Source organism: Dysgonomonas sp. HDW5B (assembly GCF_011299335.1).
Taxonomy (GTDB): Bacteria; Bacteroidota; Bacteroidia; order Bacteroidales; family Dysgonomonadaceae; genus Dysgonomonas_A.
The window spans coordinates 2,303,584-2,323,244 of the sequence record NZ_CP049858.1 but is presented as its reverse complement, the minus strand read 5'-3'; the positions used below and the strand labels follow the sequence as shown (position 1 = coordinate 2,323,244).

15 protein-coding genes are annotated in these 19,661 nt (G+C 36.7%); 2 read left to right on the top strand and 13 right to left on the bottom strand.

The window, feature by feature from the left end; translation table 11 throughout:
* The first annotated feature begins 78 nt into the window (after positions 1-78).
* Complete coding sequence (queA, locus tag G7051_RS09430) at positions 79-1,128, top strand: tRNA preQ1(34) S-adenosylmethionine ribosyltransferase-isomerase QueA (RefSeq protein ID WP_166114243.1); 1,050 nt, start codon at positions 79-81, stop codon at positions 1,126-1,128.
* Positions 1,129-1,280: 152 nt separating this feature from the next.
* On the opposite strand, the gene xylE is transcribed toward queA, so the two are convergent.
* The 13 genes from xylE to G7051_RS09365 all read right to left on the bottom strand — a co-directional run bounded on the left by xylE (position 1,281) and on the right by G7051_RS09365 (position 18,566).
* Complete coding sequence (gene xylE, locus G7051_RS09425; RefSeq protein ID WP_166114240.1) at positions 1,281-2,837, bottom strand: D-xylose transporter XylE; 1,557 nt, start codon at positions 2,835-2,837, stop codon at positions 1,281-1,283.
* A gap of 88 nt (positions 2,838-2,925) precedes the next feature.
* Positions 2,926-4,254: a xylose isomerase gene (gene xylA / locus G7051_RS09420; protein WP_166199863.1), complete on the bottom strand. Its 1,329-nt coding sequence runs from the start codon at positions 4,252-4,254 to the stop codon at positions 2,926-2,928.
* Positions 4,255-4,312: 58 nt separating this feature from the next.
* On the bottom strand, positions 4,313-5,788 hold the full coding sequence (locus G7051_RS09415; RefSeq protein ID WP_166199861.1) for a xylulokinase: 1,476 nt from the start codon (positions 5,786-5,788) through the stop codon (positions 4,313-4,315).
* 79 nt (positions 5,789-5,867) lie between these two features.
* Entirely contained in the window at positions 5,868-6,593 is a 726-nt protein-coding gene (locus G7051_RS09410; protein WP_166114232.1) for an NUDIX domain-containing protein, read from the bottom strand.
* Positions 6,594-6,927: 334 nt separating this feature from the next.
* On the bottom strand, positions 6,928-7,296 hold the full coding sequence (locus tag G7051_RS09405; RefSeq protein ID WP_166199859.1) for a DUF488 domain-containing protein: 369 nt from the start codon (positions 7,294-7,296) through the stop codon (positions 6,928-6,930).
* Positions 7,297-7,401: 105 nt separating this feature from the next.
* A complete protein-coding gene (ahcY, locus tag G7051_RS09400) occupies positions 7,402-8,820 on the bottom strand; it encodes an adenosylhomocysteinase (RefSeq protein WP_166114226.1) in 1,419 nt (472 codons plus the stop codon).
* A 108-nt stretch (positions 8,821-8,928) separates the two neighbouring features.
* The gene (locus G7051_RS09395; RefSeq protein WP_166199857.1) at positions 8,929-9,750 is read right to left on the bottom strand and encodes a DUF3108 domain-containing protein; all 822 of its coding nucleotides are present in this window, start codon (positions 9,748-9,750) and stop codon (positions 8,929-8,931) included.
* 29 nt (positions 9,751-9,779) lie between these two features.
* Positions 9,780-11,735: an Ig-like domain-containing protein gene (locus G7051_RS09390; RefSeq protein WP_166199855.1), complete on the bottom strand. Its 1,956-nt coding sequence runs from the start codon at positions 11,733-11,735 to the stop codon at positions 9,780-9,782.
* Between the two features lie 206 nt (positions 11,736-11,941).
* Complete coding sequence (locus G7051_RS09385; RefSeq protein ID WP_166199853.1) at positions 11,942-13,417, bottom strand: O-antigen translocase; 1,476 nt, start codon at positions 13,415-13,417, stop codon at positions 11,942-11,944.
* 54 nt (positions 13,418-13,471) lie between these two features.
* Positions 13,472-14,245, bottom strand: coding sequence for an SDR family oxidoreductase (locus G7051_RS09380; RefSeq protein ID WP_166199851.1), 774 nt, complete (start codon positions 14,243-14,245; stop codon positions 13,472-13,474).
* Between the two features lie 11 nt (positions 14,246-14,256).
* The gene (locus G7051_RS09375) at positions 14,257-15,120 is read right to left on the bottom strand and encodes a YitT family protein (protein WP_166199849.1); all 864 of its coding nucleotides are present in this window, start codon (positions 15,118-15,120) and stop codon (positions 14,257-14,259) included.
* Positions 15,121-15,131: 11 nt separating this feature from the next.
* Complete coding sequence (leuS, locus tag G7051_RS09370; protein ID WP_166199847.1) at positions 15,132-17,933, bottom strand: leucine--tRNA ligase; 2,802 nt, start codon at positions 17,931-17,933, stop codon at positions 15,132-15,134.
* A 168-nt stretch (positions 17,934-18,101) separates the two neighbouring features.
* The gene (locus tag G7051_RS09365; protein ID WP_166199845.1) at positions 18,102-18,566 is read right to left on the bottom strand and encodes a TspO/MBR family protein; all 465 of its coding nucleotides are present in this window, start codon (positions 18,564-18,566) and stop codon (positions 18,102-18,104) included.
* A 166-nt stretch (positions 18,567-18,732) separates the two neighbouring features.
* Between G7051_RS09365 and G7051_RS09360 the strand changes: the two genes are divergently transcribed.
* Positions 18,733-19,626 carry a TIGR01777 family oxidoreductase gene (locus tag G7051_RS09360; RefSeq protein ID WP_166199843.1) on the top strand — a complete coding sequence of 298 codons (894 nt, stop codon included), beginning with the start codon at positions 18,733-18,735 and terminating at the stop codon, positions 19,624-19,626.
* The last annotated feature ends 35 nt before the right edge of the window (positions 19,627-19,661 follow it).

Here is a 19,661-nt window from a genome sequence, read left to right as displayed (position 1 = left end):
AAGGTAAAGTTTGATAAGAGAACTTTTAAGGTTCTGATTAGCATAAATAATAAGAAATAAATAAACAGATATATAAATATGAAACTTTCACAATTTAGATTCGATTTTCCGGAGGAACTAATTGCTACCCATCCTAACAAAAACAGAGATGAGTCACGTATGTTAGTTTTTGACCGCAAAACGGGTCAAGTCGAACATAAGCAATTTAAGGATATCCTTGAGTATTTTGACGATAAAGATGTTTTTGTTTTCAATGATACTAAGGTATTTCCTGCACGCCTTTATGGTAATAAAGAAAAGACAGGAGCAAAAATCGAGGTCTTTTTATTACGCGAACTTAACGAAGAATTCCATCTTTGGGATGTATTGGTTGACCCTGCACGTAAAATAAGAATAGGAAATAAATTATACTTTGGTGACGATGATTCGATGGTAGCCGAAGTTATTGACAACACAACTTCGCGTGGACGTACATTAAGATTCTTATACGATGGTCCTGCAGAAGAATTTAAGACAGCTCTTTATGCTTTGGGTGAGACACCAATCCCTAAGTATTTGGGTCGTCAGGAAGAAGATGATGACAAGCACCGATACCAGACTATTTTTGCTAAAAATGAAGGTGCTGTGGTAGCTCCTGCTGCAGGACTACACTTCAGCCGTGAATTATTGAAGCGTATGGAAATAAAAGGTATCGACTTTGCATACATCACTCTCCATTCGGGCTTGGGTAACTACAGAGAAATTGACGTAGAAGACCTTACCAAACACAAAATGGATTCGGAGCAAATGGAGGTTACGCAACATGCAGCTGATATCGTTAATAAAGCGAAAGCTAACGGAGCTAAGATATGTGCTGTAGGTACATCTTCGATGCGTGCCATAGAGACAATTGTCAGCACCGACCACCAATTGAAACCCAGCAAGGGATGGACTAATAAGTTTATATTCCCTCCTTATGATTTCAATATTGCTGATGCAATGGTAACTAACCTGCACCTTCCTCAGTCGACATTACTTATGATGACTGCTGCATTTGGAGGATACGATAGAGTTATGGAATTATACGAAGAGGCAGTAAAAGAAAAATATCGTTTCGGTACTTACGGTGACTCGATGTTAATTCTCTAAGAAACAAGACATTTTGTCACACATCATATAATAAAAGGACGAAAAGTAATATTACTTTTCGTCCTTTTATTTGTAGGGGTAGACCTCTTTGTATGTCTGAGGCGAACACATAGGTTCGCCCCTACGCACAAAGAATTAAAAGGTCTGTGACCTTATTTTTTCCAGAGTTGCTCCATATCTTCGAGAGTCTTCCCTTTTGTTTCAGGTAGAAACTTCCAAACAAATAGGGCAGCCAATACCGACAGAGCACCATAAACCCAATAAGCAAATCCATGATTAAATGTATTCACTAAAGTTTCGTTCTTATCCATAATAGGGAAAGTCCACGAAATAAGGAAATTAGACACCCATTGTGCAGCAACTGCAATAGACATTACCGATGACCGTACCGAATTGGGGAACATCTCGGACAACATAACCCAACAAACGGGTCCCCATGACATGGCAAATCCGGCGGTGTATGTTAACATAAAGATCAGTTTCAAAGTTCCATTCAGGTTTTGAGAAAATGAGGTTCCCAATCCTAACATAGATACAGCCATAATCAATGCACCGATAATCAGCAGTGGTTTACGACCAAATTTATCTACTGTCATAATAGCCAACACCGTAAATGACAGGTTGATTATACCCACAATAATTGTTTGCAGTAAAGCCGAGTCAGTACCCGATCCCATACTCTTAAATATCTCAGGAGCATAATACAATACCACATTGATTCCTACAAACTGTTGGAAAGCAGAAAGCAATACTCCTGTTATTATGATAAGAAATCCATAAGAACGGATAGGTACAAACAGAGCTATAATGAAACTACAGATCATTGATATTTCGAGAGCACTTGGTACACCTGCAAGAGATAGGGCCAAAAGACCTACAACAAACAAAACTAACCATGTCATCATAAATTTGTAATAGGGTTTCAATGAGGTCGTTTCATCTTTATCAAAACTATATTGAATCTCATCCATCTCTTTCTTAGCGGCAGTAGCTCCAACAAGTTTAGTCAGTATATCCAGACCTTTTTCTTTATGGCCTTTCATAATCAACCATCTTGGAGTTTCGGGAGCAAAGAACAGTAACACAAAGAACAAGCCCGAGGGGATAGCCAATGAAGCAAACATCCATCTCCAACCCATAGAATGTAACCACTCAGTATCTCCTTGTTTTGCGATAAAGTAGTTAACAAAGTACACAACCAACATACCAAATATGATGGCAAATTGATTGAGTGCAACGAGACTACCACGTTTCTCAGGCGGAGCTATTTCGGCAATATACATAGGTGATACCATAGAAGCGATACCAACCCCTACTCCACCGATAATACGGTAAAAAACAAAATGGTACACAAATGTATGATCTTGTACATCGGGCATATGATAGCCGATCTCAGGCCATGCCGAACCTATGGCTGCAAATAGAAAAAGGATAGCCGCCGCAAACAGAGCCGTCTTACGACCAAATTGCTGACTCACCCATCCTGCAATAGCTGCCCCGAATATACATCCGATCAAAGCGCTACTGATAACAAATCCCTCCATCGCATTTGCCTCATTGGTAGGCAAACCCATAGGATCAATAAAAAAATGTCGGAGCGATTCTACCGTACCCGAAATTACTGCCGTATCGTATCCGAAAAGCAATCCTCCGAGAGTGGCTATAACAGTTAACCCGATAGTATATGATTTACTAGCTTCGTTTCTCATTAAAATGAATATTAAGGTTTGAGAGTAAACAGGTTGACAAGTAAACGAGTAAACAAAGCTTATAAACTTGTCTACTCGTCAACTATTATTAGATATGCATGTTTACAATAGCTTCGTAAAGCTCTTGCTTACCACTGATTTGTGCAGGCTCGCCCGATTTATGAGCTATAGTACGTAAATCTTCCAGAGTTAGCTTTCCATCTTCAAATGCCTTTCCATTACCACTGTTAAATGAAGCATAACGCGCCTCACGCATTTTAGTATAGTCTGAGTTTTGAAGTACATCGGCAGCAATCAATAATCCACGTGCAAATGAATCCATACCCGAAATATGGGCGATGAACAAATCTTCTGCATCCGTAGAGTTACGGCGGATTTTAGCATCGAAGTTCACACCTCCATTACCAACACCTCCTGCAGGAAGCATTACTAACCAAGCTTGAGCTAATTCATATAAGTCGATAGGGAACTGGTCTGTATCCCATCCGTTTTGATTATCTCCACGGTTAGCATCGATGCTACCTAAAAGACCTGCATCTACAGCAGCTTGCAATTCGTGTTCGAATGTATGACCTGCCAATGTAGCATGGTTTACTTCGATATTTACTTTGAAATCATTTTCTAAGCCATAATGACGGATAAAACCAATCACAGTTTCGGTATCAAAATCATATTGATGTTTAGTAGGCTCCATTGGTTTAGGTTCGATAAGGAATGTACCTTTGAAACCTTGTTTGCGGGCATAGTCACGAGCCATGATAAGCATACGTGCCAAGTGATCTTTTTCGCGTCTCATGTCAGTATTCAAAAGACTCATATAACCTTCGCGACCTCCCCAGAATACATAATTTGCACCACCAAGAGCAATAGTAGCATCAATTGCATTTTTGATTTGAGTACCTGCGCATGCAACCACATCAAAATTAGGATTTGTAGCCGCACCATTCATATAACGCTCGTTACTGAACACATTGGCTGTCCCCCATAACAATTTGATGCCTGAAGTTGCTTGTTTCTCTTTAGCATACTCAACAATAGATTGTAGATTTTTTTCGTACTCCACCCAATTGTTACCCGGTTCAATTAAATCCACATCATGGAAACAATAAAAACCAAATCCCATTTTAGTCATGAACTCAAAACCTGCATCCATTTTATATTTAGCACGACTAAGTGGATCATTAGCATTGTTCCAAGGATGATGAATAGTTGCTCCACCAAAAGGATCACCACCATCAGCACACAATGTATGCCACCAAGCCATAGCGAAACGCATCCAGTCTTTCATAGACTTGCCCATCACTACTTGTTTTTCGTCATAATAACGAAATGCCAATGGATTTTTACTTTCTTTTCCTTCAAATTTGATTTTTCCGATATTTGGAAAAAACTCTTTAGTTCCTTTTAAAATTTCCATGATTTAGATATTTATAATAATTTAAGTAATTAATTCACTCTCTGTCAGGCATAAAACCTCACTTAATTAGTTCTTTCCAACGTTGATAAGCTTCTCTATATTGAGTCGTTTTATCAGATTCGGGTTCTATAGCCGATAGCTTTTCAAGAGAACCAAAAGCCTCATTATTAGAAGCATAAATTCGGGCTCCCATACCTGCACCTTTTGCTGCACCTGCTGCACCATCAGTATTAAACAGCTCTATAGTTGCTCCGCTTACACTAGCCAGAGTCTGTGCAAAAAGAGGACTCAAAAACATATTGGCATATCCGGCTCTTATCAAGTGGATATTCATGCCCATTTCTTTCATTATCTCCATACCATATTCGTATGAAAATACAATTCCTTCCTGAGCAGCACGAAGTAAGTCGGCTTTGTTATGTACATTGAAGTTGACTCCATGAATTGAACAATTCACTTCTTTATTTTCTAAAACACGCTCCGCACCATTACCAAATGGAATAATAGATACTCCATTAGCACCGATGGTAGATTGTCCTGCCAGATTATTCATATCATTGTAAGACATTCCACCTAATGCCAGATTCCGTTTCAACCATGAATTTAGAATACCTGTACCATTGATACAAAGCAGCACTCCCAAACGAGTTAACTCTTCGGTATAATTAACGTGTGCAAATGTATTTACACGCGATTTTTTATCGTAATCCAATTGATCCAATACGCCATAAACTACGCCTGAAGTTCCGGCGGTAGAGGCTATTTCTCCGGGATTAAACACATTCAGAGACAGAGCATTATTCGGCTGATCGCCCGCACGATATGTAATGGGAGTCCCTTTTTTCAAGCCTAACTCTTTTGCTGCTGCGGCTGAAACTTCCCCTTGCAGTCCGAATATAGGCTTAATCTCAGGAAAGAAACTCTTGGGTATTCCATAATAGTTTAGCACATCTTCGGACAGACATTTATTCTTGAAGTCCCAGAACATACCTTCCGATAATCCCTCAATTGTCATAACAGCATCACCCGATAGCTTCATGGCGATATAGTCACCCGGAAGCATCAATTTATCTATCTTTTGGAATATTTCGGGTTCATGCTCTTTCACCCAAGCCAATTTCGATGCCGTAAAATTTCCGGGAGAATTAAGTAAATGAGAAAGGCATTTTTCGTGTCCGATAGCATCAAAGGCTTTTTCTCCATAAGGAACCGCACGGCTATCACACCATATAATAGAAGGGCGAAGTACTTTCTGGTCTTTATCTACCAGTACCAGTCCGTGCATCTGCCATGTAATACCTATAGCTTTGATATCTTCACTTTTGACACCCGATTTTGTCATTACCGATTGATGGGCATTTTTCAGATTACTCCACCATTCTTCGGGCTCTTGCTCCGCCCAACCCGGTTTTACTGCTGTGATTTTCATCTCTTCTTTCGGGTAAAAGTCCGATGCTATTATCTTACCGGATGCAGCTTCGACCAAACAGGCTTTTACAGAAGAACTACCGATGTCATATCCTAATAGATACATACGATTTTATGTGTTTTATGGTTATTAAGGTCACAGACCTGTTTATTCAGTATTAAGTAAGGAAAATTCATCAACAAGCTTAAATACTTGTTTTCAATCTATTATATGCTTTTTTATCAAATTTATAGTAGCGTGCTGCACGATGTGATACGCCTGATTGCTTTTCAGCCAGAGGTAAAACATAGGTCATAGTAGCCACTTTTTTATGAAAATTACGAATATCAATTTTCTTATTATAAATAGATTCGTAAAGGCGATGTAATTGGCTGATCGTAAATTTCTGAGGTAATAAATCGAATACGATAACGGGGTCGGTTTCAATCCAACGGCGAATATCTACTAAAGAAGCTTCGACAATTTTATTATGATCAAATGGCATATTAGGAAGTTCACTCAAAGGGCACCATTCTACAGCTTTATATTTAGTTATATTGCTAACATTAAGCTTTCGCCCAATTCTGCAGAGCGAAAAATAAGCTACTGTTATAAGCCTATCGATATCGGGCTTATAGGCTTGGTCGAGCCATTTTATATCTTTGGGATTACTCGCTCTATCGGGTGCAGCAAAACATCTGAACTGTTTTAAGGTCATACGCTTTATTCCTGTAAGTTCATACAAAACACGTGAAGCTGCGTCATCCACATCTTCGTTATCAAAAATAAGACTACCGGGAAGTTTTAACCTTTTGGGATCGTTCTCATCTATGTTGTTACGCTGAACCAAAAGTATATTCAGTTGCTCATCATCAAAACCGAAAACAACGCAATCAACAGAGACATAGGTATGTATAAAATTTGGCTTCATGGTATATCTTAAACTTAAGTTGAATCAATATGACTAGGATTGAACAAATATACAAAAGAAGTTTATTCAAAAAATACATTAATTAAAAAATATCAAGTTAAATATTTGAAAGACAATTTATTGTATATCATACAATAAACAATAAGAACACAACACATATCATACAGTATACAGTAAGAATACTTGAAAATAAAGGACTAGAACAGCAATACATAGCGTCGTTTAATTATGTTAAATTAAACAATAAGAAGCTAAAAGAATTTTATGCATTAAAAACAAAAAAAAGGAAGTTATAAAACCTCCTCATTATAATATATACCCTTTATTATTTTTCTTACCTCGCATGCCCCAAAAGAGCCTCCAGATAACTCTGTAAGATTATAGCATGATTATGTATTAAGTCTTTAGATGCATACAATAGAGTAACAACCGGATGCTTTTTTAGCTCCTCAATGTAACTACCTATATCGGAAATATTATCTAATTCCTTTTGATAAGCAGAAACAAAAGCCTCCCAGTTTTCATCCATATTCTGATGATACCATTTACGCAATGCCGAGGAGGGTGTTATATCTTTTGCCCAAAGATCGTAGTGAAGATTTTCTTTTTTCATACCTCTTGGCCACAATCGGTCAACTAAAACTCTATAGCCATCGCTTTCCTCAAAATCTTCATAAACCCGTTTAATTTTAATTGATGTCATAATCGAAATAAATTAATTGACTTCCAACAAATGTACTAATTTACAAAATAAAAGCCTCCGGATTATATTGAATCCGAAGGCTTTCTATATTTAAAGAATAGATTATTAATATCTATAGTGGTCTGCTTTGAATGGACCATCTACAGGTACATCCAGATAAGCAGCTTGGTCAGGAGTAAGCTTAGTAAGTTTCACTCCGATTTGATCCAAGTGTAAACGTGCAACTTCTTCATCCAAATGTTTAGGCAAGCGGTATACACCTACTTCATAATCTTTTTGCCACAATTCTATTTGAGCCAATGTTTGGTTGGTAAATGAATTACTCATTACAAATGAAGGGTGACCAGTAGCACAACCTAAATTTACCAAACGACCTTCTGCCAATAAGAAGATAGAATTACCTGCAGGGAATGTATATTTATCAACCTGAGGTTTGATATTTGTATGTTTGATACCTGCGAAAGTAACCAGTTTATCCACTTGTATCTCATTGTCGAAGTGACCAATATTACAAACGATAGCCTGATCTTTCATAGCTTTCATGTGATCTATTGTTATAATATCTTTGTTACCAGTAGTAGTTACATAGATATTACCTTCTTTTACGGCTTCTTCCATAGTTGTCACTTCAAAACCTTCCATTGCTGCTTGTAGAGCACAAATCGGATCTATTTCTGTAACAATTACACGAGCTCCGTATGAACGCAATGAATGTGCACAACCTTTACCAACATCGCCATAACCGGCAACAACAGCAACTTTTCCTGCAATCATTACATCTGTAGCACGTTTGATACCATCAGCCAATGATTCACGACATCCGTATAGGTTATCGAATTTCGATTTTGTAACCGAGTCATTTACATTGATAGCCGGAATCAACAATTCTCCACGCTCCATCATTTGATAAAGACGGTGTACTCCTGTTGTAGTTTCTTCCGAAACTCCTTTCCAGTCGGCAACCGTACGATGCCATCTTTGATTGTCTTCTTTCAGCAATCGGTGAAGAGTATCAAGAATAACTTGTTCTTCGTGATTTCCTCCTTTACGATCTATTGTTTTAGCATCATTTTCGGCTTTGTATCCCCAATGGATCAATAGAGTTGCATCACCTCCATCATCAACGATCAAGTTTGGTCCTTTACCTCCGGGGAAGTTAAGAGCCTGCTCGGTACACCACCAATATTCTTCTAATGTTTCGCCTTTCCAAGCAAAAACAGGAACACCGGCAGCAGCTATTGCAGCAGCAGCATGATCTTGTGTCGAAAATATATTACAACTACACCAGCGCACATCGGCACCCAATGTTGTCAATGTTTCTATCAAAACAGCCGTTTGGATAGTCATGTGAAGAGATCCCATAATACGAGCACCTTTCAAAGGTTTAGAATCTCCATATTTTTTACGAAGAGCCATTAAACCGGGCATCTCATGTTCACCTATCTCTATTTCTTTTCTACCGAAATCAGCCAGACTAATGTCGGCTACTAAATATGGTAAATTGGGCAATAATTCTTTTGACATAAATTGTTATTGTTCTTATTATTAATGTATTCTTTGCAAAGATAGAACTTTTTTACGACTTTTTTCTATAAATAGAAAAGGGATAAAGCTCTAAAAATCAAGATTAGCTTATTTTACAATATTTACAGGGTGCTTAACACCTTTGTAGCTTTTCAATACTGCACGAGTCGAACCGACCTTTAGCTTAGTTTCCAGCTTAACCGGCATACGATTATCATCATCTGTAATATATACTTTCATAGCTTCTTTACCTCCGTCAAAAGCATCATCTTGAATGTACAAAGTCAACTTCATACAGTTATACTTTTTATTATCGTTAGCCTTTACCGATTCTTTTCCGTTATATACAATTCGCATACTGACTTTTGATCTTCCTGTTACAAAATTCACTTTTGTTTCTTTCCCAATCGCCATTTGAGGATAATTTAATGTACGGGCATAAAAGAGTACACTCATTAAATCGTATGTGCAACCTGAAAAGTTTAAAGTCTCATCAAATTTAAAATCTCCATTTTTATGTCTGATTGCACGGATTCTCACATCATTTCCTCCAGGATACGAGTAAGTCAATCGCTCTTTGGTATAATCCCCACCTTCATGAGCATCTTTGAAATACGCCAATGGCAGTACTCCCGTTGTTGTATAACAAGCTAAAGTATCACTCAACTCAAACACTTTACGGGCAAATCCTTGCGACTCGGAAATCAGGGTCATCTTATATGCATCTTTTCCTCCATATTTTACACTTTGCGTAGACATCGTTGCATATCCTCCTTTAATCGTAGCTGCAAATTTTATATAAAGGTCGTAGCTCAATTGTTCGCCTGCCTGAAAATATTTATTATCAACACTGCACTGCGAGGATACACTTCCTATCGTCAATAAGGACATAGATAGAAAAGCTATCAGGTTATTTAATAATTTATTCATATGCCTATTGTAAATTTCGGTTTCTATTCTCAATATCTATTTCCTGTATTCTGATTATTAGGATACTGGTTATTATTACTATTATTGTTCATACCGTTTGTAGTATTTGAGTTACGTTGAGAATCCTTCTTTGAATTTTGAGCATCTCTACGCTCCATCATTTTTTTACGTTTCTCATCGTCTTTCGGCTTATTCTTGGTTATATCCAACGGTTTTTGTTTATCCAATGGAAGTGTTCCAAGATCCCAATCTTCGGTAATATCCCAGAATGCCCTGATTTCGAAAGTTTTTGGATAATAATTTACCATCTCCGGCTCCCTCATTTCCGAATAATCTCCGGGATCCCATCTTCCATTCCCGTTGGCATCCAATATGATTCGTGCATAATATATACCAGGATTCAGATATACAAAAGATGCAATATCATCTTTCACCGTTGCACGGTAAACGGGCTTATCCGATTTATCGAGAAGTTCAACAAAGGCCGGCATACTATCCGGTAAATTATAGATATTAATATCCAACGAACCGTACTGATCCAAGGTTTTAACCTTAAACAGAACCTCTTGTTTATCGTTCCACAGACCGGTGTAACTATGGAGAGTTGCAGAATCTACAACAAACCGATACTGACCTCCGGGAATCCATTTATTCTGTATTCGATATTTACGGGGATTCAGGGAATCTTTTTCGAGAACATAATCAACATTCGAATAGGTTGAATCAGCTTGATACTGCACAAAGATTTTATTCTTCTCAAAGTCCTTAACCGGATAGTCAAATTCAATATTAATATCTTTATAAACATCAAAAAGCTGAGCAATATCGGTCGTAAGGGTTAAGAAGGTTACTTCCTCATCTTTATCTTTTTTCTTATCATCTTTCACCTTTTTCTTGGTACGGCTTATAAAGTTTAATGTATCAGTTACAGATTGAAGCTTATTTAATGAGTCAGTCATATTGTATGATACCCTCAAACTTAGCGTATCCATGGCGGCAATAGCTTTCTCTGTTATCCAGAACTTTAGAGTATCATTACCTGCCGTCCGCTCAAGGACTGACCAGTCGGTTATAGGCTTTGGTATATCTAAAGCCTCAATCTTAGGCATCGCTGTAGGTGCTCCAAAATAAATAGATATAACATCCTCCGTCAAGCGTTCATGCTTCTGTAAATATTGCCTTTTAAAGTCAGAGGTAAAAGATCTCAGGACTATATCATCGGGTAAAAATTTTGTATAATGAACGGTCTTAATAGTATCAAAACTTAAATTTTTTAGATTAAACACACTATCCTGACGAACTGCCGCTTCAACCGAAGGAACAATAATTTTATCTAGAAAAGCAATAGCTTCTCCCGGATTATCATATTTATAATCTCTATTGACATCATCCAGTGCATAGATTTTATATTCTCCCGGAGCAATCCCCTTTATCGAATATTTCCCCAATTCATTGGTTCTCGATATACGTTTAAACGGTAGTGTTGTAAACGCTGTATCTGATAAATTAGAATGTATACCAACATAAATACCTGATACGGGCTCCAGATTATCTGCAGCTAATACTTTCCCCGAAATAGAAAGAGTATCAACTACTGCACCTGTAGAAAAAGACAATGCAAAATCCTCCAAAGCATTTTTCTCATTATTGTCAACAATAGCATCTGTAAAGTCGATAGTATAAGTTGTATTAGCAATCAGAGTATCTTTTAACTCCACTATAACCTTATTATTTTGGGCTCTTATAATCGGAAAATTCCTTTGTGGAGGTGTTACAATAACTTTCTCCATAGGTTTTTCAATCTGCACAAGTTCATCAAATACAATTTGTACTTTGCCACTTTTTACAAATGTCTCATTAGGAGTAGGTCTGGAAGAAAGAACTTTAGGAGGGTCAAAGTCATAATCACCACCGGAGGGCGACCCCATACTGGCACATGAAAGGACTATTATTCCTGATCCTAATAATATAAAATTACGGATCATATTTTTTGTCACACTCCCTATTGAATGTTTTAGCATATTATGTTTATCTATTTTCGACAAAAATACAATGTTTTAAGTTATCACTATCAGGAACCATCCTAAAATATTGAAAGTCGCAGACCTTTTTATTACAACAGCCAGCAAGAGGAATATAATCGATTACATATCAAACTGATATAAGCATTTACGATCTTTTGCTAAAACATCTACTGCCGCTTAAAAAAATCCAACAATGATTTCAAAGGAAATACTTTATTTAACTTGTATAATGAGTATGATAAAGACATTACCAAAATCGGTATTCCTGCAATGATACTATAATTTGAAAAATATTTAACAATACAAAAAGCTAATAATACTAGAATTAAACTAATAAATCCTATTATAAGGTTCTCATTTGTCCATCGGAACTCACTTAATTTCCGCCCCAAAACAAATACAATAGGCAAGTATAACGAGTAAGCAATAAGATAAGATATACCGACTGATTCAAAGTTATAAAACGGATATAAACAATATATGGCGCCCAAATAGATTATGAGAAATACTGATTCCGAAAGAAAATAAATCAGACCTTTACCTTTTGCAAGAAGAATAAAACCAAGTGGCCACGATAAAACCTTAAAGAATGTTCCCAGAATTTGCCAATTGAGTATAATTGCCGCTCCTTCAAAATCTGATGAATACAACAATGACAGTGCTATTTTAGAACACAATAACAACAATATAATTATAGGAACAGCAATCACCAATACAATATAGGTCTGCTCATTTATTAGAAGTCCGGCTTTCCTATTGTCATTAATAATAGTACATAAACGAGGATAGAAATCAGATCCCATCGATTTTAATATCAACATCAAATATACATTCGTTATAGTCCAGGCAGCCTGAAATAGTCCGACAGACTCTAATCCTGTGTTTTTAGTAAGAAATGCCCTCACAAAGAAGAAACTTAGAGTTGTTAAAATAGAAGCCAAAACAATAAATACACCTACCCGTAAAACTGAAATACCTCTTCTTTTAAGATGCTCGAATGATACGGACATCGGTCGAATTTCAATTTTGCGTCTATAAAAGTATGCACTAAGATACATGGCTATACTTACAACGATAAAGACAGGAACTATACCTTCCAAACGATAGAAGTAATATAAAGGCAATGAAATAATCAATCCACAAACATTCCAGATGATAGAGGATTTCACCATATAAGATATTCGCCTAAGCCCCTGTAGAACGACAGCCTGCCCTGCAGCCAGTATGGTAAAAAACATACAAATTGAAAGTAATGCAAACTGAAGTGCATGCGAAGAATTTCCAAACACCCACATACTTATCGGGTAGCAAAAGAGTAAACAGATTGCTGCACCTAATAGAGCAAAGATCAACGCCCAGCGGTCTATTATTGAAATAACATAATGTAGTTGATCCTTTTCACCTGAATCATCATTGGCAGCAGCTATCTCACGCACCCCTGTAGTTTCGATACCCAAACTGGATATTGATTTTATCAGATCCAATGTCGATTGATATATACTAATCAGTCCAACACCAACGGTTCCTAATAAAATAGCAAGAATCTTATTACGAATAACTCCAATCAGTATAGTAAGAATCTGTGATCCGCCAAAAATACTTGTCGATTTTAGAATCTGTGTATATGACTTATCTTTTGTCAAATTATTTATTTCTAATAAGTTTATGATGAACAGACTACAAATTTAGTCAATATATCAGAAGTGGAGATTGTTATCAACTTTTCTTTTTTCTGAAGCCGAATATAAAGAAAAGATAAAAGGGAAGTTTTGTCCTAAAAGATTAAATATACGGAATAAAAAAGATGGGTATACCCGCTTTTTGTCTTTTTCGAGTCCTCTAACAATGGCTTTTGCTACTGTTTCGGAACTTTGACTAAAAAAGGGAACAGGAGGTTGTTTTTCTTTTGCTGCTTTCTCAAAGAAAGAAGTCCGTGTAGCGACAGGATACACTGCCATTATATGCAGATTAGCCGGAGACTCATACCTGTAACCTTCTACAAACTGATGCAAAGCCGCTTTGGTTGAACAATATAACGAATAATATGGTAAAGATACTTGAGCTACAGCCGAAATTGTACAAACAAAACTTTTGGAGTTTGAGGTATTTTCTCTCACAAACTTCTCCAATGAATAGATCGGAGAGAATACATTTAAAGCAAAGATATCTTCGATATGCTTCCAATCGGGAGTGGATAACTTTTCTAAATAAGCATATCCTGCATTTGCAATAAATATATCGATTTCCCCGAAAACAGACCGGGCATAATCAAATAAACTGTCAACACCTTTTTCATTACTTAAGTCTGCCGAAAATGGATAAACTACCCCCTCAACAAGAGGAATAGTTTCAACATGACGTGCGACCGCAATAATTTTCACATCCTTATAATCAAGGAACATCTTCAGGAGGGATAATCCGATTCCTGAAGATGCACCTGTAATAACTATATTTTTATTATTGATATCCATTCATCAATAATTTATCTGATTTTATCAAAGCCTTCACCGTATACCCCACGAACGGTACTTTGTGAAATAAATGCCTTTTCGTCTATGCTTCTTATTAAACGAAACATTTCTATTGACTCTGTTCGTTTAGCCAATACCAATATTATTTTTGTAGGCTTCTTTGTGTACCATCCCATTCCTTCAAGCAGAGTACAACCCCTGTGTAATTCTTTATTGATTGCATCTGCAATAGTATCATACTTATCAGATATTATAAGGTATTGAACTGATTGCTTTGAGCCATTAATAACCAAATCCATAGCATAACTCATTACACCTAATACGATCAAACCGGCTACGATTTTCTGGTAATCATGAAAAACAAAGTATGAAGATGATATAATTACAAAATCACAGAAAAGGACACCTCTTCCAAAAGTAATATTTCTATATTTACCGATAATTGCAATAATAGTATCAGTACCTCCGGTACTTCCGTTTACACTAAGTACCAATCCGACTCCAACGCCACAAATAATACCACCTATCAGTCCCGAAAGTAAAGGTTCATTCTCTATAACAGCTTCAACTATTATTTTCTCGGCAAGAGTAATAAGAAGCGTAAGCATAAGTACCCCATAGATGGTTTTTATCATGAACTTTAAGCCTAATACTTTTAATGCAATAACAAAAAGTACACAGTTTATGGCAAGATAGGTATATTGAAACGGAATAGCTGTTGCATACTCTACAACCAACCCCACACCTGTAGAACCTCCGGTTACAATACCCTGTGGCTTAATAAAACCGACTAGTCCGATTGCATACAAAGCCAATCCGAATGTAATATTGAGATAATCTTTCCAATAAAATTCTTTAAGATACTTCTTAGGCATACGCTTATTTATTACAGAACTATATTTACGATTTTCTTCGGCACAATAATTACTTTCTTAGGGGTCTTACCTTCCATCCATTTTGCCGAATTGCTATGTGCCATAACCGTTTTCTCAATTTCCTCATTAGAAGCATCAGCCGCAAATTCGATTGTAAAACGTGCTTTACCATTAAATGAAATGGTGTAATTAATTACACTTTCAACCAGATATTCTTCATTGTATTGAGGCCATACAGCATCACATACTGTAGTTGTATTTCCTAATGAATGCCACAATTCTTCTGCAATATGAGGTGCAAAAGGAGCTAAAAGAATAACCAAGTCATTCAATATTGCCTTTTTGTTACATTTAAGCGATGTAAGTTCATTTACACAAATCATAGAAGCTGACACTGAAGTATTGAATGAGAAATTCTCAATATCGAAAGATATTTTCTTAATCAACTTATGAAGAGATTTCAATTCATCTTTTGTGGGGGCTTCATCAACTACTACAAACTCATCTCCTTTATAGAATAAAGCCCAAAGTCTGCGTAAAAATCGATGTACTCCATCAATACCATTTGTATCCCAAGGCTTAGATAATTCTAATGGACCTAAAAACATTTCGTACAAGCGAAGTGTATCAGCACCATATTTTTCAACAATATCATCAGGGTTTACAACATTATGCAATGATTTGGACATTTTCTCAACTCCATAACCGCAAATATATTTATCATCTTCTAGTATAAATTCAGCTTCAGCATAATCAGGACGCCAAGTTTTGAATTTGTCAACATCCAGTATGTCGTTATCTACAATATTTACATCTACGTGAATAGCTGTAGTATCATATTGATCTTTCAAGTTCAAAGACACAAATTTATTTGTACCATTAATACGGTACACAAAATTGCTTCGCCCTTGAATCATTCCTTGATTAATCAGTTTTTTGAATGGCTCGTCTTCACATGATACATTAATGTCATATAAGAATTTATTCCAAAAACGACTGTAAATCAAGTGACCTGTAGCATGCTCGGTTCCACCAATGTATAAATCGACACTTCTCCAATACTCATTTGATTCTTTAGAAACCAAAGCTTTATCGTTATGCGGATCCATGTATCTCAAATAATAAGCCGAAGATCCTGCGAATCCGGGCATAGTATTCAATTCCAATTGGAATATAGTTGTATTATTGATTTCTGTTACTGAAACTACTTTTTCGTTCACAGTATCCCAAGCCCAATTGGTTGCACGCCCTAACGGAGGTTCACCCGTTTCAGTTGGCAAAAATTTATCAACTTCGGGTAGCTCAAGAGGTAATTTATCAATCGGCAGCATGTAAGGCAGACCATCCTTGTAATATACAGGGAAGGGCTCTCCCCAATAACGTTGACGCGAAAATATCGCATCACGCAAACGATAATTGGTTTTTACATGACCTAAGTTATGCTCTTTGATGTATTCTTTTGCTTTCTCAATGGCTTCTTTTACTGTCAAGCCATTTAAGAAATCAGAGTTCGTCACAATACCCTCTTTTGCATCGTAGCTTTCTTCCGACACATCGCAACCTTCTACTAGAGGAATGATAGGCAAATTGAAATGTTTAGCAAAAGCGTAGTCACGACTATCGTGTGCAGGCACAGCCATAATCGCCCCCGTACCATATCCGGCAAGTACATAATCGGAAATCCAGATGGGAATTTCTTTACCATTCATCGGATTAATTGCATACGAGCCTGTAAACACGCCCGATATCTTTTTGTCTGCCAAACGTTCTCTTTCGGTACGTTTTTTAGTAGCAGCCAAATAAGCATCAACTTCCGCTTTTTGTTCTGCAGTAGTTAATTGAGCTACATAATCGCTTTCGGGAGCAAGCACCATAAAGGTTACTCCAAATACAGTATCAGCACGAGTAGTAAATATTTCAAGTAAAAGATTCGAGTCTTTTACATTGAATTTCATTTCTGCACCTTCTGATCTTCCGATCCAATTCTTTTGAGTCTCTTTAATCGAATCAGTCCAATCTATTTTCTCCAATCCGTCTAACAGACGTTGAGCATAAGCTGATACACGTAAACACCATTGACGCATTTTACGCTGCTCCACAGGATAGCCTCCACGTTCAGACAAGCCATTGATTACCTCATCATTTGCTAGAACCGTGCCCAAAGCCGGACACCAGTTAACCATCGTTTCACCCAAATAAGCAATACGATAATTCAGTAATATTTCTTGTTGCTCTTTTTCCGATTTTGCATTCCATTCATCAGCAGAGAAAGACAATTCCTCACTGCAAGCAATATTCATATCTTTTGTTCCCTGAGATTCAAAAACCTGAATCAACTCTTCAATCGGACGAGCTTGTTGCTCATCGTTACAAAAGTATGAGTTGAACATTTGAATAAATGCCCACTGAGTCCATTTATAATATTCGGGTTCACAAGTACGGATTTCACGGCTCCAATCAAAAGAGAAGCCAATTTTATCCAATTGTTCCTTATATCGATTGATATTCTGATTGGTAGTTATCACAGGATGTTGTCCGGTTTGTATAGCGTATTGCTCTGCGGGAAGTCCGTAAGCATCGTATCCCATCGGATGTAAAACATTAAAGCCCTGGAGACGTTTATGACGGGCATATATATCCGAAGCTATATAACCCAGAGGATGCCCTACGTGTAAACCTGCTCCCGAAGGATAAGGAAACATATCGAGGACATAATACTTAGGCTTATTGGGTTCTTCACTCACTTTATAGGTCTCATTCTTAACCCAAAAGTCCTGCCAACGTTTTTCTATTTCTTTGAAATTATACTCCATGACTTAAAATCCATTTTTAATGCCACAAAGGTAGTTATTTCTGTTAATAAAAGCACATTAAGGTTATAGACGTTTTTATGGCTTCGTCAAATTTAAGACTACAGACCTTAATCTTTAGCCAAGCATACAAACGATAACTTATTAAGGCTCAAAAGCGATACTCAACGATCAATTATACAAGAGAATATAAAAATTAAGATAGGAGGCAAAACTAACCCACAATATATAAGGAACAAATAGCAACGAACTTACTCTCCGAACAGGATATACACTCAGGGCATAATAAATCATAACCACTTCGAGCAATACAATATTAACCAAACCTGCTAGAGGACTCTGGAAATAAAAAAACGAAATACTCCATGTAAAGTTTAAGAATAATTGCAACAGGAATATTTTCAGAAGATACTTTTTTTTACGGCTATTTGTATTTAAAACCAAACCGATAGACAATCCCATACATAAATACAAAATACTCCACGCAATAGGAAATACAATATTAGGAGGTGTTAAATCGGGCTTATTCAGATAGGGATACCAATTAGCGATAGCATCTTCTTGAAAACGGCTACCCAGAAAACCCACTAAGAAACAAACTAAAATAGGAATAAGAATCTGTAGTTTTTTTTTCATATCAAACGTAATATCAAATACTTTTAAATTTTCATTATCGCACACCTATTTTGAAAGACTCTATACCTATACGGATAACCCAACAAACAATAATTCTGCGATTCTATTATTTTTCTTCTAGAACATAAAAGGGGGTATAAGTGTTCGTTTAGTAAACAGATTAACTATGAAAATATTTATCACAGGAGGAACTGGATTAGTAGGAAGTCATCTTATATCACGACTTTTGCAAGAAGATCATACTATTACAGTATTAAGCCGAAATATAGAAAAAGCTCAGGCGATATTGGGTAACAATCTTGAATTTTGTGATTCGCTGGAAAAATTAACTTCGTTAGATGAATACGATGCTGTTATTAATCTTGCAGGAGAACCAATAGCAGGGAAGCGATGGACTGAATTACAGAAACAGAGACTTTGCCAAAGCCGATGGCAAATAACAAAGAAACTCACACAGCTTATTAAATCAGGAGAAAATCCTCCTCAAATATTTATATCAGGATCGGCCATAGGATATTATGGCAATAAAGAGGACGTAATAATAACTGAAGATACAGAACCTCATGAGGAGTTTACTAATAAACTATGTAAAGCGTGGGAGGCTTTTGCCATGGAAGCCGAAAGCTCAAAAACACGTGTATGCTTATTAAGAACAGGTATCGTCTTATCATCCAAAGGAGGCATGTTAGCTAAAATATTACCTATCTTTAAACTTGGCTTAGGTGGTACGATGGGCAGTGGCAAACAATATATTTCGTGGATACATATAGAAGATATGGTAGGCATTATAAACTTCCTCTTAACAGCACCTCAGATTAAGGGTGCCGTAAATATGACCTCCCCCACCCCTGTCACCAATAAAGAGTTTTCGAAAACATTAGCTAAAGTTTTAAAACGTCCTTGCATATTTAATGTTCCATCTGTAATTATTTCTCTATTTATGGGCGAAGCATCTACTCTTCTTCTTGATGGGCAACGTGCAATTCCCAAGAAACTGGAATTAAACAAATACCAATTCAGATATAAAGACATACAAAGTGCTCTGGCAAATATACTATGATAATAAAAGCAAAAAAAGCCGGAAGTAAAATTTCA

Coding starts and splice junctions, on each gene's coding strand:
- G7051_RS09415 (WP_166199861.1), bottom strand. CDS start 5,788: ATGTATCTATTAGGATATGACATCGGTAGTTCTTCTGTAAAAGCCTGT.
- xylE (WP_166114240.1), bottom strand. CDS start 2,837: ATGAGAAACGAAGCTAGTAAATCATATACTATCGGGTTAACTGTTATA.
- queA (WP_166114243.1), top strand. CDS start 79: ATGAAACTTTCACAATTTAGATTCGATTTTCCGGAGGAACTAATTGCT.
- G7051_RS09360 (WP_166199843.1), top strand. CDS start 18,733: ATGAAAATATTTATCACAGGAGGAACTGGATTAGTAGGAAGTCATCTT.
- G7051_RS09395 (WP_166199857.1), bottom strand. CDS start 9,750: ATGAATAAATTATTAAATAACCTGATAGCTTTTCTATCTATGTCCTTA.
- G7051_RS09390 (WP_166199855.1), bottom strand. CDS start 11,735: ATGATCCGTAATTTTATATTATTAGGATCAGGAATAATAGTCCTTTCA.
- G7051_RS09405 (WP_166199859.1), bottom strand. CDS start 7,296: ATGACATCAATTAAAATTAAACGGGTTTATGAAGATTTTGAGGAAAGC.
- xylA (WP_166199863.1), bottom strand. CDS start 4,254: ATGGAAATTTTAAAAGGAACTAAAGAGTTTTTTCCAAATATCGGAAAA.
- leuS (WP_166199847.1), bottom strand. CDS start 17,933: ATGGAGTATAATTTCAAAGAAATAGAAAAACGTTGGCAGGACTTTTGG.
- G7051_RS09375 (WP_166199849.1), bottom strand. CDS start 15,120: ATGCCTAAGAAGTATCTTAAAGAATTTTATTGGAAAGATTATCTCAAT.
- G7051_RS09365 (WP_166199845.1), bottom strand. CDS start 18,566: ATGAAAAAAAAACTACAGATTCTTATTCCTATTTTAGTTTGTTTCTTA.
- G7051_RS09410 (WP_166114232.1), bottom strand. CDS start 6,593: ATGAAGCCAAATTTTATACATACCTATGTCTCTGTTGATTGCGTTGTT.
- G7051_RS09380 (WP_166199851.1), bottom strand. CDS start 14,245: ATGGATATCAATAATAAAAATATAGTTATTACAGGTGCATCTTCAGGA.
- ahcY (WP_166114226.1), bottom strand. CDS start 8,820: ATGTCAAAAGAATTATTGCCCAATTTACCATATTTAGTAGCCGACATT.